The sequence below is a fragment of the Bacteroides muris (ex Afrizal et al. 2022) genome, assembly GCF_004793475.1.
GTDB classification, from domain to species: Bacteria; Bacteroidota; Bacteroidia; order Bacteroidales; family Bacteroidaceae; genus Bacteroides; species Bacteroides muris.
In genome coordinates this window covers 16,890-37,146 of sequence record NZ_SRYZ01000015.1, presented here as the reverse complement: position 1 = coordinate 37,146, position 20,257 = coordinate 16,890, and the positions used below count along the sequence as shown (strand labels likewise).

Genomic DNA, 20,257 nt, shown 5'->3' with positions numbered 1-20,257 from the left:
TCCTTTATCCTTAATTCCTTATTTCTCTTCTTTTTCCGGATACTTCATATTCTCCTCTTTCATTTGTTCCAATACCTCATGCAAGTATTTGGCAGACTCCCATTTAGCCATCGGCAGGTCGTGGAGCAGATAATTACCACAATCTTGCGGAGCGACACCGGGAACTTCACCTTCATATTCGGCAACAAAACGGAAGGTATCTTGCATCAGTGCCAGTATGTCCTGCGGCTTCAAGTCACCCTTCATCAGCAGATAATTACCGGTGAGGCAGCCCATGGGGCCCCAATAGATAATCTTGTCCTGCCACTGCGGGTCGTTGCGCAGGTAGGTGGCGGCAAGATGTTCGATAGTATGCAGAGCACCTTGTCCCAAGGCAGGCTCGCGGTTGGGTTCTTTCATACGGATGTCGAAAGTAGTGACTGTTTCTCCGTTCACTTCATCCTGGCGGGATACGTAAATACCGCGCAACAAGCGGATGTGGTCAATTGTAAAACTGGGAATCTTCTTCATGAGTTATAAGTTATGAGTTATAAATTACCGGGAAGGGTGGAGAGGAAGGTCCATATCGTGAGGAATGAACGCTCTGCCATGGTTCCCCAAAAATCAGCATACTGCGAAGCATGGTCTTCTACTCCGGGCGTGTCGCTAATGATGCGGAAGCTGAGAAAAGGAACATTGTACAGATAGCAAGTCTGGGCAATGGCAGCAGACTCCATATCAACGGCAAGACCGTCAGGAAAACGTTGCTTGATAGTCTCCAGCTCCATACGATTAGTGATGAACTGGTCGCCGGTGCAGACAAGCCCGCTGTGAATACGGCTTTCCATTCCGGCTTCGTTCAACGCCAAGGCATGTTTCAACAGAGATGGACAGCCCTCGTAAAAGGTGGGGAAACCTTGTACTTGTCCATACTCATTACCGTCGCCGCACCAAACGTCATGATACACCAGACGTTGGCTTGCCACTACATCAGTCACCCTCAGGCAAGCATCAATGCCGCCCGCCACACCGGTACTGACGATGCAGTCCGGAGAAAAGTGCCGTATCAGTTCCGAGGCTCCTATCGCCGCACTCACCTTACCAATGCCACATTGCGTCAAGATTACATGGTTACCGCCCAATGTACCTTCCACATAGCGGAAACTTCCATCACCCAACGTCTTCTTATCCTGCAAGCGCTCCACCAAACGGCAGTGTTCGTTGTCCATTGCACTGATTATCCCTATCGTCATTCTGTCCTAATTTAAGCTTATACATTATCATTAAAGCATGAGGGTATGTCAACATTCTCTTAATACTTTCTTTCAGGCGTGAATTACATAGATTTCACAGATTTAATTTGCTGAATCCACGCCTAAATACGATAACATAATAAAAGTGTTTATATACTTTTGACATCCCCTTTAGTCTTTTTTGGAAAGGCAAAGGTACAACATTCTGCCGACAACGTGACAATAACAATCTGCATTTATGTATCTTTGCCACAAAAGTGAAGATAGACTGCACCTCAACAGAACTTTTTCATGCAAGCATGAAAGTTCTATATTCGGTTTGCACTATCTTTGCCCCACAATTGATTAATTGATAACTTATAACTTATAACTCATGAAGAAGCTTCTTCCCGACCTTATTGCCATACTGGCATTCGTCCTCCTTTCCTTCGCCTACTTCTTCCCGGCGGATATAGAAAACCGTATTCTCTTTCAGCACGACACAGCTGCGGGAGCAGGAGCAGGACAAGAAGTCAAGGAGTATTACGAACAGACGGGCGAACGCAGCCGTTGGACAAACTCGCTGTTCGGCGGTATGCCCATGTATCAGATAGCCCCTTCGTATGACTCCACCAAGTCACTGCAGTGGGTACAGAAAGCCTACCAGCTCTTCCTGCCCGACTATGTGTGCCTCACGTTCATACTGATGACCGGCTTCTACATCCTACTACGTGTCTTCGGCATACCGGTCTGGCTGGCCGGACTGGGCGGTATAATGTGGGCATTCTCGTCCTATTTCTTCATCCTGATATCCGCCGGACACATCTGGAAGTTCATTACCCTTGCCTACGTGCCGCCCACCATAGCGGGCATCGTGCTCGCCTATCGTGGGAAACTGTTATGGGGAGGCATCCTCACCGCCTTGTTCGTAGCCCTGCAAATCACCTCGAACCACGTGCAGATGTCCTATTACTTCTTCTTCGTCATCCTCTTCTTCGTGGGAGCCTACTTCGAGAAAGCATGGCGTACCAAGACATTGCCCCAGTTCTTCAAGGCAAGCGCCGTACTGATTGTGGCAGCTCTCGTCGGAATAGCCGTCAACGTATCCAACCTCTATCACACCTATGCTTACAGCAAAGAAACCATGCGCGGCAAAAGCGAACTGGTGCAAACCGGTGACGCCGCCAAGCAAACCAGCAGCGGACTAGACCGCGACTATATCACCCAATGGAGCTACGGCATCGACGAAACTCTGACCTTGCTGGTGCCCAACTTCAAAGGCGGAGCATCCACCGCCCTCAGCCAGAGTGAAATTGCCATGGGCAAAGCAAATCCCATGTACAGCAGTCTGTACAGCTCGCTGACGCAATATTTCGGCACCCAGCCCATGACGTCGGGTCCCGTCTACGTAGGAGCCTTCGTGCTGTTCCTCTTCATTCTGGGATGTTTCATCGTAAAAGGACCGTTGAAGTGGGCATTGATAGGAGCCACCTTCTTCTCCATCGTCCTGTCCTGGGGCAAGAACTTTATGCCGCTGACGGATTTCTTCATCGATTACGTCCCGTTGTACAATAAGTTCCGTGCCGTATCCTCCATCCTTGTCATAGCGGAGTTCACGATACCTTTACTGGCAATCTTTGCCCTAAAACGCCTGCTCGAAGAGCCGGAAATCCTGAAGCAAGAAAAGAAGCCCCTCGGCATCAGCCTGCTGTTCACCGCAGGCATTGCCCTGCTGCTTGCTGTTGCTCCGGGCAGTATTGGCTCCGGCTACGTGCCCGCTCAGGAAGCGCAGATGCTGCAGAATGCCGTCAACCAGCAGATGATACCCGCCAACGAACTCTCCGGTATCCTTGCCAACCTGGAAGAGATGCGTGCCGAACTCGTCAGTAGCGACGCCCTGCGGAGCTTCATCATCATAGGCATCGGTTGCAGCCTGCTCTTGCTCTACGCCAGCGGCAAACTGCGCAGTTCGCTGACCATTGCCGGTATCACCATACTCTGCCTGGCAGATATGTGGGGAGTCAACAAGCGCTATCTGAACGACGCCCAGTTCGTGCCTCATTCCATCCGTACGGAAGCCTTCACCAAGACAAATACAGACGAGTTGATACTGCAAGATACCACCTTGGACTATCGTGTATTGAACTTTGCCACCAGCACCTTCGATGACAACAACACCTCCTACTGGCACAAAAGTGTCGGCGGTTATCACCCGGCCAAGCTGCGACGCTACCAGGAGATGATAGAACATCATATCTCTCCCGAAATGCAGGCGGCCTACAAAGCCATTGCCGCTGCCGGAGGTGAGATGGACAGCGTGGATGCCAATAAATTCCGCATACTGAACATGCTGAACACCAAATACTTCATTTTCCCTGCAGGACAGCAAAGACAAACCGTTCCTATCCTCAACCCGCACGCCTACGGCAATGCATGGTTTGTAAACAAGGTGCAGTATGTAAACAACGCCAACGAAGAGATTGATGCCCTGCACAACATCATGCCCACGGAGACAGCCGTAGTGGACGCCCGCTTCAAGGACATACTGAAAGGCACCACGGAAAGCTATAAAGACAGCCTCTCCAGCATCCGCCTGACAAGCTATGCCCCCAACCGCCTGACGTACGAAACGAACAATGCCCAAGACGGTATTGCCGTATTCTCCGAAATCTATTATCCGGACGGCTGGCACGTAACCATCGACGGACAGCCTGCCGAACTGGCACGCGCCGACTATATCCTGCGCACAATGTATGTTCCTGCCGGACAGCACACCATCGAAATGCGCTTTGACCCCACCAGCCTGCATGTGACGGAAGGCATAGCTTACGGAGCACTGGCACTGCTGGTGATAGGTATCATTGCAGCAGTGCTAGTGGTCAAAAAGAAATACACATAAGAGAAGAAAAACTACCTTTTTCTATCACTCCAGCCAAGCGCGTAACGCGCCATTAAATACAGATTATCTCTTTTCAGAATTCTGTATTCAATGGTGTGTTATGCGCTTTTTTTCTTCAGAATATCGCTGTTTTTCAAGAGAGCAAGTATTCATCCGTATAAATCTGCATTGTTTTTACATAATACAAACCACTGTTTATCAAATACATATAACACAACTTTAATTTCAGTAAAAGAAAAAACAAATACAGTAAATCTTTCTTTATATAAAGGTACAATTTTGCATTACCGATTTATAAATCATAAAACGTTAAAAAGATATAAAGAAAATAATAACAAACAGCAAGTACGGAAGCCTTAAAGAATTTCTTAATCAAGAATACACAGAAAAGCACCACATAAGAATTTAAATATTGCAAATATACATAATTCACAATTATTTTAAATCCTAATCTAAATTAAAAAAATGAATTTGAAAAAGTACGTGTTTTTATTGTTACTGGTTCTCTTCTGCCTGCCAATGTCGGCACAAGACGGGAAGGTCACTGTCTCGGGCGAGGTAGTGGATAACCAGGGCGAACCGGTAATTGGTGCCAATGTCCTTGAGGTGGGCACCACGAACGGAGTTATCACCGACCTGGACGGACGCTTCAAGCTGTCGGTCAACTCCAAGTCTGAAATCCAGGTGACCTTCATCGGTTACACACCGCAGACCTTCAAGGCGAATGCCGTTCCGGCAAAAATCATCCTGAAAGAAGACAGCGAGATGTTGCAGGAAGTGGTCGTAGTGGGTTACGGTACGATGAAGAAGTCCGACCTGACCGGTGCCGTTGCCTCCATTAAAGGTACGGACATGGAGAAAGAACAACGCCAGACCATCCAAGACATGCTCCGCACGGGCGTGGCAGGCCTTTCTGTAGGTATGGAGACGGATGCCAAGGGAAACAGCTCCATGCTGATTCGCGGTAAAGGCTCTATTGCTGCCAGCACAGCCCCATTGCTGGTATTGGACGGCGTTATCTTCAGCGGTCAGATGACCGACATCAACCCGAACGACATTGAGCGCGTGGATGTACTGAAAGATGCCAGTTCCACAGCCGTTTACGGTGCGCAAGCTGCCAACGGTGTGGTGCTCATCACCACCAAAAAGGGCGGTGGTGACAAACCCACCATCAGCTTCAACGGAAGCTGGGGATGGAACATGGTACACTCCAGCCCCGAAGTCTACCAAGGACAAGACTTCATCAACTTCCGCCAGGACGTGATGAAAAGCCAGCAGTATGAACAAGCTGCTACGGGCTACTTCGACAACCCTGCCAACATGACCAATACCGAATTGGCCGAATGGATGGGCTCCGATACAGGTGATCCCACGCGCGTATGGCTGACCCGCCTGAGATTGGAAAGTGTGGAAATTGACAACTACATGGCCGGTCGCACCGTAGATTGGAAAGATTTGACGCAGCAGACTGCTTTGCGCCAAGACTATACGCTGAGCGTATCGGGTAAGAAAGGAGAGATGTCCTATTATACCTCCATCAACTACCTTAAGAACGAAAGCAACAATGTAGGCAGCGAATACAGCGCCATCCGTGCCCGTGTAAACCTGCAGAACAAGGTACAGGACTTCCTTACATACGGTGTCAATGCACAGTTCACCTCGCGCAACGAAGGCAAGATGCCGTATGACAGCAATAATACGGCCGAAACTCAAATCAATTCGTATGCCACATGGAGTACGGCACTTTCTCCATACGGCAACGTGTACGACGAAGAAGGAAACCTGACTTACTATCCCAACTCCAACAACAACGCCACCAACCCCCTGCTGAATATGGTCTATACAGATAAAAAGAAAGACTACGAAAACCTGAATGCTTCTCTCTATCTGAAATTTGATTTGCCGCTGGGCTTCTCCTTACAGACCACTTACTCTCCCCGCTTCGAATGGGTGAACTATATGTTCCACAAAAGTGCCGACCACCCCGGTTCGGGTGCACAAGGCGGTCTCGTCAACCGTTGGGCGCAGAAAGACTTCTACTGGCAATGGGACAACATGCTGAAATGGAACAGGAGTTTCGGTAAGCACTCGCTGGACTTCACCGGATTGCTGAACTGGGAGAAGTTCCAACGCTGGAGAACACAAGCCGAAAACGAGGCTTTCCAGCCGAGCGACAACTTAGGCTTCCACGGCATCGAATTCGGTACCGTGCCTAATGTAGGTTCCAATGACATTTACCGCACCGGTGCTGCCATGATGGCACGTCTGCACTATTCGTTTGCCGACCGCTACCTGATTACTGCCACCGTACGCCGCGACGGTTATTCCGCTTTCGGCCAGGAAAATCCGTGGGCTACATTCCCCTCCGTGGCATTGGGATGGGTCTTCACCGAAGAGCCTTTCTTCAAGAATCTGAACGTCAACTGGCTGGACTATGCCAAGCTGCGCCTCTCCTACAGTGAGAACGGTAACCGCTCGGTAGGCGAATATGCTGCCCTGATGCAGCTGCGCGCCATGAAATACCTCTACATCGACCAGAAGACAGGCGAACTGGTAAATGCCAACACCTTCTACTGCAACAGCATGGCCAATCCACACCTGAAATGGGAAAAGACCACGTCCTACAACATCGGTCTTGACTTTACTACACTGGGAGGTCGCCTGGGTGGAGGCATCGACATCTACCACAAGAGCACGACAGACCTGCTGAATGACCGCCAGCTGCCTACCATCATAGGTTATCCCAGCGTGAAATCCAACATCGGTGAAGTATGGAACCGCGGTGTGGAACTCTCCCTGCACTCCACCAATATCCAGAACAATGTACTGACCTGGCGCACCACTTTCAACCTCGCCTACAACAAGAACACCATCAAACACCTGTATGGCGTGATGGAAGACGTGAAAGACGAGAACGGCAACGTAATCGGACAGAAAGAGGCCAATGACATTGACAAAGGCTACTTCATCGACCATGCACTGGATGAAGTTTGGAGCTTTAAATTCATAGGCGTATGGCAGGAGAACGAACGCGAAGAGGCCGCCAAGTACGGCCAGATTCCGGGCGACCCGAAAATCTTAGACGCGGACAAGAACTATAAGTACAGCAACGACGACAAAGTGTTCCTTGGCAATACCACTCCGAAGGTACGCTGGAACATGCGCAACGAGTTCACGCTCTTCAAGAACTTCGACATCTCTTTCAGTATGTATTCCTACCTGGGGCACATCAAGAAGCAAAACCGCTTTACCAACAACAACGCCCTGCTGAACACCGTGAACCAGATAAAGTGTGACTACTGGACTGCCGAAAACCCCATCAACGACTATCCGCGTCTGTCTGCCAAAAGCCCCAGCGGTATCACATACTACATCTATAAGAAGGCCTCCTTCATGCGTATCGACAATCTCTCGTTCGGCTACAGCTTCCCCAAGAACCTGCTGAAGCCCGTGAAACTGGAAGCGTTGCGCCTAAACCTGACCGTGAAGAACCTGGGTTACTTCACCGGCTGGCCAGCCTACGACCCCGAACACTCGGATGCCAATACACCGAGAACCGTAACTTTTGGTATTAACATGACATTATAACATATAGATAAACAAAAATATGAAAAGTTTGATTAAACATACATTAGGATACGCCGGCATGCTGGGGGTGATGTTCACCGCCACCGGCTGTTCCGACTGGCTGGACCCCAAGCCGCTCTCTTTCTTTACTCCAGAAAATACGTTCAACACCTACGAGGGACTGAAAACCAGTACCGATATGCTGAACCGCGATGCGCGTTACTTCGACTTCTATCCCACGGCAGGCTCTGCCGACCCCGACATTCTGTCGGAGTACTTCTTCTCCGAGATGGGCGTGAACGGACGTACCGATGCCTCCAACGCTCCGGTAGACCTGACACGTCAAATTACCCCATCGGCCAGCCTGATGGGCAATGCCAGTCAAATCAATAACTACTGGACCTACCTGTACAAGGGCATCAAGGATGCCAACACCATCTTCGACCGTGCCGAAGGCGTAGACATGGATGAAAGAAAGAAAAACGAAGTGCTGGGCCTTGCCGCCTTCCACCGCGCTTACCGCTACTACCGTTTGGTACATCAGTATGGCGATGTGCCTTTCATTGTACACGAAGTACTGGGGCCGCGCTACGACTTCAACACCACCAAGCGCGAAGCCATCCTGCGCTATCTGAAGAACGACCTCGACACTTACGCTCCGTTCCTCTCCAACGATGTCTACATCGGCCAGGTGACCAAGGCAGCCGCCTACCACCTGCTGACAAAGATAAACCTCGCACTGGGCGAGTTTGAGGATGCCGTAGCCTCTGCCAACGAAGTGATAGGTGACGGCGTTCACCGCCTGATGACCGAACGCTTCGGTGTGGACAAAGACCTGGCAGAGAAAGACGTGGTATGGGACTTGCACCAGCCAGACAACAAGGCGCTGCCCGAAAACAAGGAAGTGCTCTACATCAGCATCGACCGCTACGATGCCGGCAGTGACATGCGCTCGGCAGCCGGCCTGGAAATCAAGCGCCAGATTATTCCTTGGTACTCCGCAGCCAACCAGCTGAAGACACCTGCCGGCGAGAATGGCTTTGCCGACAACAACGAGACGAAGAACCCCTACCTCGTGGAATACGGCCGCGGCCTGAACACGCTCCGCGCCACCTGGTATCACCAGTACATGATTTGGGAAAAAAATACCGAAGGTGAATACGAAGACTATCGCCGCAAGCCGGGCAACTGGATGCACGTCAGCGACCTGAAGTACAACAACCCCGACATGAAGGACAAGAGCTGGTTCGGACAAAACGTCCGCCTGTATGCCGACAACGGCACTATCCTCTCGCCGGACACCATCCGCGCATGGAGCGGCTGGCCCCACTACAAGTCCAACATCCCCGACCAGAAAGCCGGTTGGTGGCGTGGAGGCTGGGCCGACTGGTATGTGTTCCGCTTGGCAGAGACTTACCTGCTGCGTGCCGAAGCCTACGCCTGGATGGGCAAGACCGACCTTGCTGCCCAAGACCTGAACGTGGTGCGTAAGCGCGCCAATGCCCGTCCGCTGGATGCAAGTGAGGTGAACATCAGCCAGATTCTGGACGAACGCGCCCGCGAGCTGTTCTACGAAGAGCCCCGCAAGTGCGAGCTGACCCGCATCGCCTTCCTCTTTGCCAAGACCGGGAAAGCCGACGAGAAGGGCCGCACCTACAGCATGGACAACTTCACACAGAACAACTACTTCTACAACCGCATCATGGACCGTACGGAGTTCTACAACAAAGGCGTGAAGAACAAGACAGGACTGGAATACACGCTCTCTCCGCACCACGTGCTGTGGCCCATTGCCGAAAAGGCCATCGCCACAAACACAGAGGGACACATCAATCAGACTCCGGGCTATGCCGGTTCCGAAAACAATGTGGAGCCGATGGATATTCCTAACCCGTAATACTCTTTAATCTGTCAAGCAGCAAGCAGCGTTACCTCGTACAAGCTACGGCAACGCTGCTTCTGTTTATCTTTCCCTAATCTTATAAACCGAAACAACAAAGAACAAACATCTGCTAAAATCATTCTATTAATCTGCCTGTATTCACGCAAGCAGGAGCACAGAACAAAGTGTTACGCTTGTCCTAATACACCCATCCTCAATCCGTCCCGTGAAATCATAGGGGAATTAAATGTATGGCACGATGACTACCGGATATACCGAAAAGAAGATGAAGAGCACACCTTCTTGCGATATGAAAAGATGATTGCCGCATATCCTACTTCTAAAAAAGGAATACATCGTTTCGGACATCACGAAATATACTTTTGTCATCTTCTCGACATCTTGGTGTGCTCCTTGTCACAAGCTGATTCCGCTGTTGAAGGAACTGTACTCGAAAAAGAACACCGTCATAGAGTTCATATACATATCCATAGACGAGGACAACCGAAAAAAGAACTGGAAAGAGTTGATGGTAAAGGAACAAATCCCCTGACGCTCGCTCAGATGATGGAACAACTGACATTATGCAAATGATTGCACGGATTATTATTATGACATTTTCCGCTTCCACATCTTTCACTTCTTTCTGAAATACCCTATCTATCGGCTTTTCCGGTGAAACCTCTTCCCTTTTCAAGAGACAGCGGTGAAGGATATCTCCGGGAAATATATAGGCAATAGCTGTCCGCTTATGATTACCTCCGCAAGAGAAAGGTATCACCCATCTTGATTACATGTGTTATAAGGAAGAAAATTACGATAACATCAGAAAAGAAGAGCTATTTACAGCAAATCTCTCTGTATAACGGAATGTGACAAGTGTCACAAAATTCAAGAACCTGTTTTAAATTTTCTGCAAACAGGCTCTTAAACAATCTCTTAAGAATCTTTGCAAAGTGCCAGCTAAAGCTTGTCTATATCCTCACTGCCAAGTCCGGTAATATCGGATATTACAGCATTGTCTATTCCTTTAGCCTTCATTTTACGGGCAGTGGCAAAACGTTCCTCTTCTCGCCCTTTCTCCAAGCCCTCTGCAAGCCCTTCCATGCGCCCCTCTGCAAGCCCTTCCATCCGGCCTTCCATCCGGCCTTCCATTCTGCCTTCCATTCTGCCTTCCATTCTGCCTTCCATCCGACCTTCCAACTTCGCCCCGTCCAGTACGTCGTTCTGTATCATCATCGCACTGAGATGCTCGTCATAGGCATGACGCTCTGCAGGAGACATGTTGTAATAAATCAGTTTCTGACGCGCTTCACCCAGGCCCGGAGCCTGGGTATCGGGACGGATACAACCCGTCTTCAGATACTCTATCCACTCCTCCAGAGGAGTGACGGCCACTTTATTGAACTCATTCACGCGAATCAGGAAGTATTCGGGAAAGATAGTGGCGGGAAGTTTATGAACGATGGCGTTCTTTTCTTTCGTGGTGATTTCCAAATGGTCGCCCGTATGAACACCTGTAAAGGTGTTCTGGCCATGATAAAGGTAATCGTTCCCCTTACCGATGTCGAAGTAGAGGATGCTGACGGAGTAAATCTTCTTCACGGCATAGTAACGCTCGCCCAAGCTGATATGCTCGGTGATGGCTTTGGCAACGCCATAGAGGATGCGCTCCAAGTAGTACAACTCGCGGGTGTTCTGTATCTCCACAATGATGATTTCGCCCTTGCTGTTCAGTGCTTTGATGTCCACACGGTTGAACTTGTCATCTGCGGCCTGCTGGTTGCTCTCGCTCTCAAGCAACTCGATGATGGTAACCTCCTCATCCAAAAGTACAGTGAGGAAGCCTTCGAGCACACCGAAGTTGGCTTTCTGGCGAAGGAGGCGCTTCACCGCCCAGTCAAAACGGATATATCGGTCCGGTTGATTCATATCATACAATTTATTTGGCAGTTGCAAAGATAAGATTTATTTCGGATAACGGTTATGAAAATCAAGGATTTATTCGGAGATATTCGAGGGCGATTTTCTTTTTCATGCCGATTGCCGGCTGCCAACGTTACTGCAATGGAAATGCAAAGCCACTGCAAACAGATTGCAGAACCACTGCAAAGCAGTTGCAGTACCACTGCAAAAGGATTGCAGCATCACTGCAAAACGGTTGCATTCTTTTGCAGTACTTATCAATTGATTCAGAAGCAGTTATATCAAAAGGAAAGATACGTCATCTTTGCCCTCACCTCTTCAGCAGCCTGCGCGTAAAGTAATGCACCGGATACCACACGGAGAGGAAACCTACCACCGATACCGTGGCAAACACCAGCAGCACATCCGTCAGATGTATGCTGACAGGATAGGCATCGACCACGAAATCGCCGCCGCCTCCCAACGAGACGAAGCCGAAACGTTGCTGAAGAAAGCAAAGCAACAGCCCCAGCACGATGCCAGCCAGTGCACCGAATGTGGAAATCAGACGACCCTCAAAGAGGAAGATTTTGGAAATCAGACTGTTGTCAGCACCAAGGTGCCGCAAGGTCTCCACATCCTCGCGCTTGTCCAGAATCAGCATGGACAGGGAGCCTATCACATTGAAGCAAGAGATAGCCAGGATAAAGGTAAGGAAAAGATAGGAGATGAACTTCTCTATTTCCATGATGCGGAACACGTCGGCCTGCTGCTCATAGCGGTTCTGCACGGAGAAGTCGTCGCCCAGAATGCGGGAAATCTCCTTTTTGACTACATCCGCATCGGCCTCCGGCTTCAGCTTCAGTTCTACCGCCGAGACCTCCGTGCCGTAACCGAACAGGCGACGGGCAAAAGCAAGAGAGGTGAGAATATAGCCGGCATCGTATTTCTGCTGGTTGACCACGAACACTGCCCCTGGCGAGAACAGATGGCCGCGGCTGAAGGAAGCGGAAGGATTGGCCAGGTTGACCCGGGCGTTCCGTTTGGGAGCATATATCTGCAAGGGATCGACGAACTGAATCCCAGTGCCCAGTTCGGAGACCAGTTCCACGCCCAAGATGCCGTAATCAACGACCTCGTCGTGCAGGATGAACCTGCCGGTACCATAAAGCAGACTGTCGATGGAGGTCAGTTGCTCGAAGTTATCGTCTACGCCCTTGATGACTGCCATGGCCTGACGGTCCTTGTACTGCACCATGGCATTCTCTTCCAGCGTCTCCGTCCATACCTCAATCTGGGGCAAGGCACGCAGTTGCCGGAAGACGGCAGAATGCGGGTCGAACACCTTCCCTTCGCGAACCGTGATTTTCAGCTCCGGGTCGAAAGCCGTAAAGAACCCCGCCACCATATCCTGAAAACCGTTGAACACGGAAAGGGTGCACACCAGCGCCAACGTGGCCAGTGCCACTCCGCATACCGAGATAGCGGAGATGATATTGATGGCATGGTGCTTCTTCTTGGAGAAAAGGTATCGCCGGGCTATGAAAAAAGACAGGTTCATGATGAATCAGCCGGTCACCGGACACTCTATTTCAGCAGTTCGTCTATTTTCTCGAGATAATCCAGCGAATCGTCCACAAAGAACTTCAGTTCGGGAATGATGCGGAGCTGGTGGCGCACACGTTTGCCCAGCTCATAGCGGATGGACTTCATATTGGCATTGATGTTCTTTATCATCTCCTCCCCTTTCTCGGAAGGAAAGATGCTGAGGTAAGCACGCGCCACACTCATGTCGGGGCTGATGCGCACGACACTGACCGATACCAGCATGCCGGGCATGGACTTAGTCTGCAACAGGAAAATCTCACTCAGCTCCTTCTGGAGCAAACGGGCTATTTTGTTCTGACGGGTTGTCTCCATACATTGAATTCCTTTATTTCAGGAACAAAGGTACATAAATATATCACTCGAACGCTATGTTTACAGTTTTTTTATGATAGTCAGGCCGTCGCGCAAGGGAAGAATCACCTTTTCCACGCGCTTGTCGTGTGCCACAAGGTCATTGAAGGCCTTGATGCCGATGGTCTGCAAGTCTTTGCCATGAGGATGCTCTTCAAGCACATGCCCGTCCCACAACGTATTGTCGGCTATGATATAGCCTCCATCGGAGAGGCGGGCAAGCACCATCTCATAATACTCTATGTACTTGCGCTTATCCCCGTCGATGAAAGCCAGGTCGAAAGTGAGGTCCAGTTGCGACACCAACTCCAAGGCATCGCCGATGTAGAACTTGATTTTATCCGCGTAACCGGAATTCTCCAGCCACGGGCGGGTGAAGTCTTCCTGCTCGTCGTTAATCTCGAACGTATGCAGCATCCCGCCCTCCGGCAACCCTTCGGCCATGCACAAGGCAGAGTATCCGCTATAAGTCCCTATCTCCAGCACCTGCCGGGGACGGATCATCCGGACAAACATCTTGAGCATGCGCCCCTGCAAATGCCCGGAAGCCATGCGGGGATATAGCAGCTTGACATGCGTGTCACGATAGAGTGCTTTCAGATAATCGCCCTCATCATCAATGTGCTGCAAAATGTATTCGTCAATCGTCACTTTGTTAATTGATAATGGATGGTTGATGATGGACAGTTGATAATGGACTGCCACTCCGCATGGCACTCATCCATCATCAACTGTCCATTATCAATTATTATAAGTATCTGTTACTATTGGGCAGCACGCTGTCTTCCGCATGCTTCAAGGCATCTTCCACTACGTTGATTTCGAGGAAGGAAGTGCGCGTACCGGCTTTACCGCTGCTCAGATAGCCCACCATGTCGGTAGGCAACAGCTTACCTTCCTTCAGCAGGCGGCGCAAGGCGGCGAAATAATACTCCTGTCCGTTGGCCAGTTCGGGCATGTAGATGGCCTCCACACCATACGAAAGAGCCAGGTGACGCATGGTCTTTTCCTTGTAGCAAATGGCCAATACCGGATATTTGCCACGGAAAGCAGCAAGGTTACGGGCAGTACGGCCGCTGTAGCTGTCGGTGATGATGGCACGGATTTTCAGTTTGGTGGTAGCCTTTACCGCTTGTTTGGCCAGGAACGCAGTCACATCGTTGCTGTTCTCGTCCAACGGAATACGGATATCATTGTCAGGCAGCTTGTCTTTCTCCGCTTGGGCGGCAATCGTGGTCATTGTCTTCACTGCTTCTACCGGATACTTTCCATAGGCGGTTTCGCCGCTCAACATCAAGGCATCCGTACGATAGTAGATGGCATTGGCGATATCCGTCACCTCCGCACGGGTGGGACGCGGATTGGAAATCATGGTATGAAGCATCTGTGTGGCTACAATCACCGGTTTTTTGGCAAGAATGCACTTGCGGATAAGCACACGCTGGATGCCCGGAATACGTTCCTGCGGAATTTCAATACCGAGGTCACCGCGAGCCACCATCACACCGTCCGCCACTTCCAGGATTTCATCAATATTGTCGACACCTTCCTGATTCTCAATCTTGGCAACAATACGGATGTCGCTATTGTGAGCATCGAGGATGGACTTGATGTCGAGTATATCCTGCTTGTTGCGCACAAAAGAGTGGGCAATGAAATCTATATTCTTCTCAATGGCATAAAGGATATTGGTGCGGTCCTTCTCCGTCAAAGAGGGCAGATTGATGCGGACACCCGGAACGTTGACGCTCTTGCGGCTGCCCAAGACTGCTTCATTCTGTACTTCGCAAAGCAGATAGTCGGGAGTCTTCTCCACAACAATCAACTCCAAATCACCGTCGTCAATTAAGATATGGCCGTCCACATCCAGGTCTTTAACAAAGTGAGAATACGAAACAGAAATACATTCACGGGTAGTTTCCTGTTCCGGATTGCCTACCACCTTCACGCGGTCGCCTGCCTTGAAAGGAATGGGCTCGGCAAGGACAGTAGTACGGACCTCCGGTCCTTTCGTATCCATCAGGATGGCAATACGGTTGGAAACCGTACGCACATTGTTTATCAACTTCTCAGCACCTTCACGAGCAAGATGTGCAGTATTCATACGTACAACATTCATACCCGCATCGAACAACTGCTTTATAAAATCAACATCACAGCGCTGGTCAGAAATCGTTGCTACAATCTTCGTTTGCTTCAATAACATAATCTATATACCTATTTTATTTAATAATCTTTAGACAGCTCCCTCTTCAAGTAATGCAATAAACTTCTCTCTGCTGACGAAGTCAGTGAAGAGAGCTTCTTTTAACGCCTCCATGGCCAGACGGTAGGAATTCAGCCCGAAACCGAGAATAACACCCTTGCAAGCGCAGGAAATCATGGACACATGACGAAAAGCCTCGCGGGCATGCACATTAGAGATATGTACCTCAATCACCGGAGAAGTGACCGAACGGATAGCATCTTGCAGGGCGATGGATGTATGTGTGTAAGCACCCGCATTCAAAATGATGCCATCCACATCAAAACCCACCTGTTGAATCTTATCTATCAGCTCTCCCTCAATGTTGGACTGGAAATAGTCAATTTGTACATCCGCATATTTCTTACGGAGCTCAGCCAGATAGTCTTCAAAAGTTACGCTACCGTAAATGGAAGGTTCACGTTTGCCCAAGAGATTTATATTGGGGCCGTTAATAATCTGTATCCTCATAACACAATTTTTTATACCTTTGTCCCTTGAAAAGGGCTTGCTCCGTATCCGGCTGATACTTGCTCCGTAGTCTATAGGTACGGAACAAGTACGAACCGACCGGATACGTAATTACAGCGCAAAGGTAGCAAAAAAGAAATGAAATCAGAAGAAAAGTTCATGAATAAGGAGAAACAGGCACTGATAATCAGAAAGTACTACCAGTATCTAAAATTAGAGAAAGCACTCTCGCCCAATACGGTGAATGCTTATCAAACGGACTTGGATAAGTTGTTGCGTTTTCTGAAAGAAGAGAACATCGCTATCCTTGACACAACGCTGGATGACTTGCAACATTTTGCCTCCGGACTACACGATATCGGCATCCATCCCCGTTCGCAGGCACGCATTCTGTCAGGCATCAAGTCATTCTTTCATTTCCTCGTTGTGTCCGACTATCTGGAGGGAGACCCCAGCGAACTGCTGGAGGGGCCTAAAATCGGATTTCATCTGCCGGAAGTGCTGACGGTGGAAGAGATAGACCGTATCATCTCCGCCATCGACCAAGGCACAAACGAGGGGCAACGCAACCGGGCCATCCTCGAGACTCTATACAGTTGCGGCCTGCGGGTATCGGAACTGTGCAACCTGAAAATCTCCGACCTGTATTTCGACGAAGGCTTCATCAAGGTAGAAGGCAAGGGCAGCAAACAACGCCTTGTACCCATATCGTCCCGTGCCATCAAAGAAATAAGGAACTGGTTTGTGGACCGCAATGGAGGCTGGAAAATCAAAAAGGACTTCGAAGACTACGTATTCCTGGCACGCTGGGGCAAAAATATCTCACGCATCATGGTATTCCACCTTATCAAGGAACTGGCAAAGCAGGCCGGCATCACCAAGAACATCAGTCCGCACACCTTCCGCCATTCCTTTGCCACTCACCTGCTTGAAGGAGGCGCCAACCTGCGCGCCATACAAAGCATGCTGGGCCACGAATCCATCGCTACAACAGAAATTTACACACACATCGACCGGCACAGATTGCGTAGTGAAATCATAGAACACCATCCCCGTAATATAAAGTACCGCAAAGAGCGGGAAATTCATTAAATTATGATAAAATTACCGCGCGAGTTAACAAACTGTAATAGGATTTAATATCTTTGCGTTGTTGTGTCCATGTCTAAATAGCACACTAACATGAAATAGACAAATTTCAATTACAAACAATTAATTTATACCTAAAATGACTAAGAAATTGTATCTGCCGTTTTTAATGGCAATGGTTGTTGCATTAATGACATCGTGCAGCAAAAAGATGGGTGAATTGTCATCAGATTATTTCACCGTGACTCCTCAAGTTTTGGAAGCTGTAGGTGGTAAAGTTCCCGCTACAATCAACGGAAAATTCCCCGAAAAGTACTTCAACAAGAAGGCTGTGGTAGAAGTTACCCCGGTGCTGAAATGGAACGGTGGCGAAGCTAAAGGCCAGTCTGCTGTATTCCAGGGAGAAAAGGTAGAAGGTAATGACCAGACTATCTCTTACAAGATGGGCGGCAGCTACACCATGAAGACATCTTTCGACTATGTACCGGAAATGGCAAAATCCGAACTGTATTTGGAATTCAAGGCTACAGTAGGCAAAAAGACTGTCAATATACCTGCCGTAAAAGTAGCCGACGGTGTAATCTCCACTTCTGAGATGCTGGAACAAACATTGGGCAGCGCTAACCCCGCCAACGGTGACGACGCTTTCCAACGTATCATCAAAGAAAAGCATGACGCCAACATCATGTTCTTGATTCAACAAGCCAACGTACGCGCCAGCGAATTGAAGACTGCCAAAGAATTCGGCAAAGAAGTGAAAAACATAGACGAAGCTGAAAACAAGAAAATCAGCAACATCGAAATCTCCGCATACGCTTCTCCCGATGGTGGTGTAGGCTTGAATACCACTCTGGCTGAGAACCGCCAGGACAACACGGCCAAGATAATCAACAGAGATTTGAAGAGAGCAAAAATCAATGCAGCGGTAGACACCAAGTATACAGCTCAGGACTGGGAAGGCTTCCAGGAACTGGTATCCAAATCAAACATCCAAGACAAAGAATTGATTCTTCGCGTTCTTTCCATGTATCAGGATCCCGAACAAAGAGAACAGGAAATCAAGAACATCTCTTCTGTTTATAAGACTTTGGCTGACGAAATCCTGCCGCAACTGCGTCGTTCACGTCTGACTTTGAACTACGAAATCATCGGCAAGTCCGACGAAGAAATCGCAAAACTGGCTGACAGCGATGCCAAACAATTGAACATCGAAGAATTGCTGTATGCTACCACCTTGACTAAAGATGTTGCCAAGCAAGAAGCTATCTTCACAAAAGCTACTCAAATTTACCCTAACGATTTCCGTGCTTACAACAACTTAGGCAAACTGGCTTATCAGGCTGGTGACCTTAACAAGGCAGAAAGCTACTTCAAGAAAGCCCTTTCCATCAAGGATGCTCCTGAAGCAAACATGAACCTCGGTCTGATTGCCTTGACTAAGGGTGACAGAACTACTGCAGAAAGCTACATGAGCAAAGCTTCCGGTTCTAAAGAGCTGAACGAGGCATTGGGTAATCTGTATGTAGCCCAAGGACAGTATGAAAGAGCAGTCAACTCATTCGGTGACACAAAAACCAACAGCGCAGCTTTGGCACAAATCCTGGCTAAAGACTACAACAAGGCTAAGAGCACACTGGCCGGCGTAGAAAAGCCAGACGCTTACACTGACTACCTGAAGGCTGTACTTGGTGCAAGAACCAACAATACATCTATGGTAACCAGCAGTCTGAAGAATGCCATTGCAAAAGAACCGGCTTTGGCTAAGAAAGCTGCTTCTGACCTGGAATTCGCCAAATACTTCACTGACACTGACTTTATGAATATCATCAAATAATAAAGGTTAGATTGAAAAGAACGTGCCCGGCATAGAAATATGTCGGGCATTTCTTTTTATTCACACCAAAAAGAAGTATTTTCGCGACGAAGTATCAGAAAAAGACCCGGAATGAAGAAAATCTATCTTGCATACCTTCTGCTTATCATATTGTCTGCCTGCGGCGACAAAAACACGAATTCAGTCCACCTAAGTGGTGAAATCAAAGGACTGGGGAATGATACCCTTTATATATATGGTACGGACAAGTTCTATAACCGTATGGACACACTGCTTGTCAAGGATGACAAGTTCTCCGTAACCCTCAGCACCGACACGCTGGCCTCTGCATGGTTGCTATTCAGTGACGGTACAGAGTATCCTCTTTACTTGAACAAAGGAAATAAAATAAAGATAAAAGGTTCTGCTTCCGATATTACTTCATTGGAAATTACGGGGAATGTCTTCAATGAAGAACTGACAGCCTTTCAGAAAGAGTTGAAAGGTTTAAGCACTTCCTCGGAGAAAGCATTGGAGGAAAAAGCAAAGACCTTTATCAACAGCCATCCTGCTTCATTGGCAAGCATCTATCTGCTGGAAAAATATTTCGTGCAAAAACCGCAACCGGACTTCGCCTTAATCAAAGAAATGACAGAACACATGACCGGAGGACTAAAAGACCGCCCGTATGTAGATGAACTGCTTGACCTTATCCAAGAAGAAGAGAAAGTATCTGTCGGGAAAACAATCCCGTACATTCATCTGCCCAATGCGAAAGGTACACAAATCAGCCGCACCAATTTTAAGGACAAATATCTGTTGATACATTTCTGGGCATCCTGGAACCAACAAAGCATGGAAGCCAACGCTGCCCTGCGCAGGATTTACAAGAAAGAAGAAAAGAACAAGCTATTCGCCCTCTGGGGCATCTCCCTGGACATTGACAAAAAGGAATGGGAAGAAGCAATCAAAAGAGATACCCTGAAGTGGGAACAGAGTTGTGATTTCTCCGGATGGAATACCTCTCCCGTCAAGCAGCTCGCCATACAAGCATTGCCGGCCAATCTGTTTCTTAGCCCTTCCGGAAAAATTGAAGGGAAAAACATGAGCGAGGAAGACATTAAGAAGAAACTGGCAGAAATAGAGCAAAAGGAGAAAGAGAAGGAAAAGACCGGAAAGAGACTCAAAAAACAAAACCGACGGTAGCCCCCACCCT

At 48.8% G+C, this 20,257-nt stretch carries 16 protein-coding genes; 8 read left to right on the top strand and 8 right to left on the bottom strand.

Annotated features, from left to right (window positions below; all coding sequences use genetic code 11):
- Nucleotides 1–18: 18 nt before the first annotated feature.
- Together E5355_RS08630 and E5355_RS08625 are read right to left on the bottom strand one after the other, a co-directional pair.
- Nucleotides 19–510, bottom strand: coding sequence for an S-ribosylhomocysteine lyase (locus E5355_RS08630; protein ID WP_136010026.1), 492 nt, complete (start codon nt 508–510; stop codon nt 19–21).
- Nucleotides 511–527: 17 nt separating this feature from the next.
- Nucleotides 528–1,232, bottom strand: coding sequence for a 5'-methylthioadenosine/adenosylhomocysteine nucleosidase (locus tag E5355_RS08625; RefSeq protein ID WP_136010025.1), 705 nt, complete (start codon nt 1,230–1,232; stop codon nt 528–530).
- Nucleotides 1,233–1,605: 373 nt separating this feature from the next.
- Between E5355_RS08625 and E5355_RS08620 the strand changes: the two genes are divergently transcribed.
- From E5355_RS08620 to E5355_RS08605, 4 genes are all read left to right on the top strand, one after another.
- On the top strand, nt 1,606–4,110 hold the full coding sequence (locus E5355_RS08620; protein ID WP_136010024.1) for a YfhO family protein: 2,505 nt from the start codon (nt 1,606–1,608) through the stop codon (nt 4,108–4,110).
- Between the two features lie 465 nt (nt 4,111–4,575).
- A complete protein-coding gene (locus E5355_RS08615) occupies nt 4,576–7,698 on the top strand; it encodes a SusC/RagA family TonB-linked outer membrane protein (protein ID WP_136010023.1) in 3,123 nt (1,040 codons plus the stop codon).
- A 19-nt stretch (nt 7,699–7,717) separates the two neighbouring features.
- Entirely contained in the window at nt 7,718–9,574 is a 1,857-nt protein-coding gene (locus E5355_RS08610) for a RagB/SusD family nutrient uptake outer membrane protein (protein WP_136010022.1), read from the top strand.
- A 307-nt stretch (nt 9,575–9,881) separates the two neighbouring features.
- Nucleotides 9,882–10,112, top strand: coding sequence for a TlpA family protein disulfide reductase (locus E5355_RS08605; protein WP_136010021.1), 231 nt, complete (start codon nt 9,882–9,884; stop codon nt 10,110–10,112).
- A 410-nt stretch (nt 10,113–10,522) separates the two neighbouring features.
- On the opposite strand, the gene E5355_RS08600 is transcribed toward E5355_RS08605, so the two are convergent.
- A complete protein-coding gene (locus tag E5355_RS08600; protein ID WP_136010020.1) occupies nt 10,523–11,491 on the bottom strand; it encodes an Rpn family recombination-promoting nuclease/putative transposase in 969 nt (322 codons plus the stop codon).
- 54 nt (nt 11,492–11,545) lie between these two features.
- Here E5355_RS08600 and E5355_RS19410 point away from each other — a divergent pair, with 54 nt between their 5' ends.
- Nucleotides 11,546–11,821 (top strand): hypothetical protein, encoded by a 276-nt coding sequence (locus E5355_RS19410; protein ID WP_168354307.1) that lies wholly within the window; start codon nt 11,546–11,548, stop codon nt 11,819–11,821.
- Here E5355_RS19410 and E5355_RS08595 read toward each other — a convergent pair.
- The 5 genes from E5355_RS08595 to aroQ form a co-directional block, all read right to left on the bottom strand.
- On the bottom strand, nt 11,796–13,025 hold the full coding sequence (locus E5355_RS08595) for an FtsX-like permease family protein (protein WP_136010019.1): 1,230 nt from the start codon (nt 13,023–13,025) through the stop codon (nt 11,796–11,798). The two genes, E5355_RS19410 and E5355_RS08595, sit on opposite strands and share 26 nt — an antisense overlap.
- Nucleotides 13,026–13,051: 26 nt before the next feature.
- Nucleotides 13,052–13,384, bottom strand: a complete 333-nt coding sequence (gene rbfA / locus E5355_RS08590) for a 30S ribosome-binding factor RbfA (protein ID WP_136010018.1) — start codon at nt 13,382–13,384, stop codon at nt 13,052–13,054.
- 60 nt (nt 13,385–13,444) lie between these two features.
- Nucleotides 13,445–14,074: an O-methyltransferase gene (locus E5355_RS08585; RefSeq protein WP_136010052.1), complete on the bottom strand. Its 630-nt coding sequence runs from the start codon at nt 14,072–14,074 to the stop codon at nt 13,445–13,447.
- A 97-nt stretch (nt 14,075–14,171) separates the two neighbouring features.
- Nucleotides 14,172–15,629 carry a pyruvate kinase gene (gene pyk / locus E5355_RS08580; protein WP_136010017.1) on the bottom strand — a complete coding sequence of 486 codons (1,458 nt, stop codon included), beginning with the start codon at nt 15,627–15,629 and terminating at the stop codon, nt 14,172–14,174.
- Nucleotides 15,630–15,659: 30 nt separating this feature from the next.
- Nucleotides 15,660–16,139 (bottom strand): type II 3-dehydroquinate dehydratase, encoded by a 480-nt coding sequence (aroQ, locus tag E5355_RS08575; protein ID WP_246866914.1) that lies wholly within the window; start codon nt 16,137–16,139, stop codon nt 15,660–15,662.
- Between the two features lie 138 nt (nt 16,140–16,277).
- Between aroQ and xerD the strand changes: the two genes are divergently transcribed.
- The 3 genes from xerD (at nt 16,278) to E5355_RS08560 (ending at nt 20,247) form a co-directional block, all read left to right on the top strand.
- Nucleotides 16,278–17,231, top strand: coding sequence for a site-specific tyrosine recombinase XerD (xerD, locus tag E5355_RS08570; RefSeq protein ID WP_136010016.1), 954 nt, complete (start codon nt 16,278–16,280; stop codon nt 17,229–17,231).
- 136 nt (nt 17,232–17,367) lie between these two features.
- A complete protein-coding gene (locus tag E5355_RS08565; protein WP_136010015.1) occupies nt 17,368–19,062 on the top strand; it encodes a tetratricopeptide repeat protein in 1,695 nt (564 codons plus the stop codon).
- Between the two features lie 111 nt (nt 19,063–19,173).
- Nucleotides 19,174–20,247 (top strand): DUF4369 domain-containing protein, encoded by a 1,074-nt coding sequence (locus E5355_RS08560; protein WP_136010014.1) that lies wholly within the window; start codon nt 19,174–19,176, stop codon nt 20,245–20,247.
- Nucleotides 20,248–20,257 lie beyond the last annotated feature (10 nt).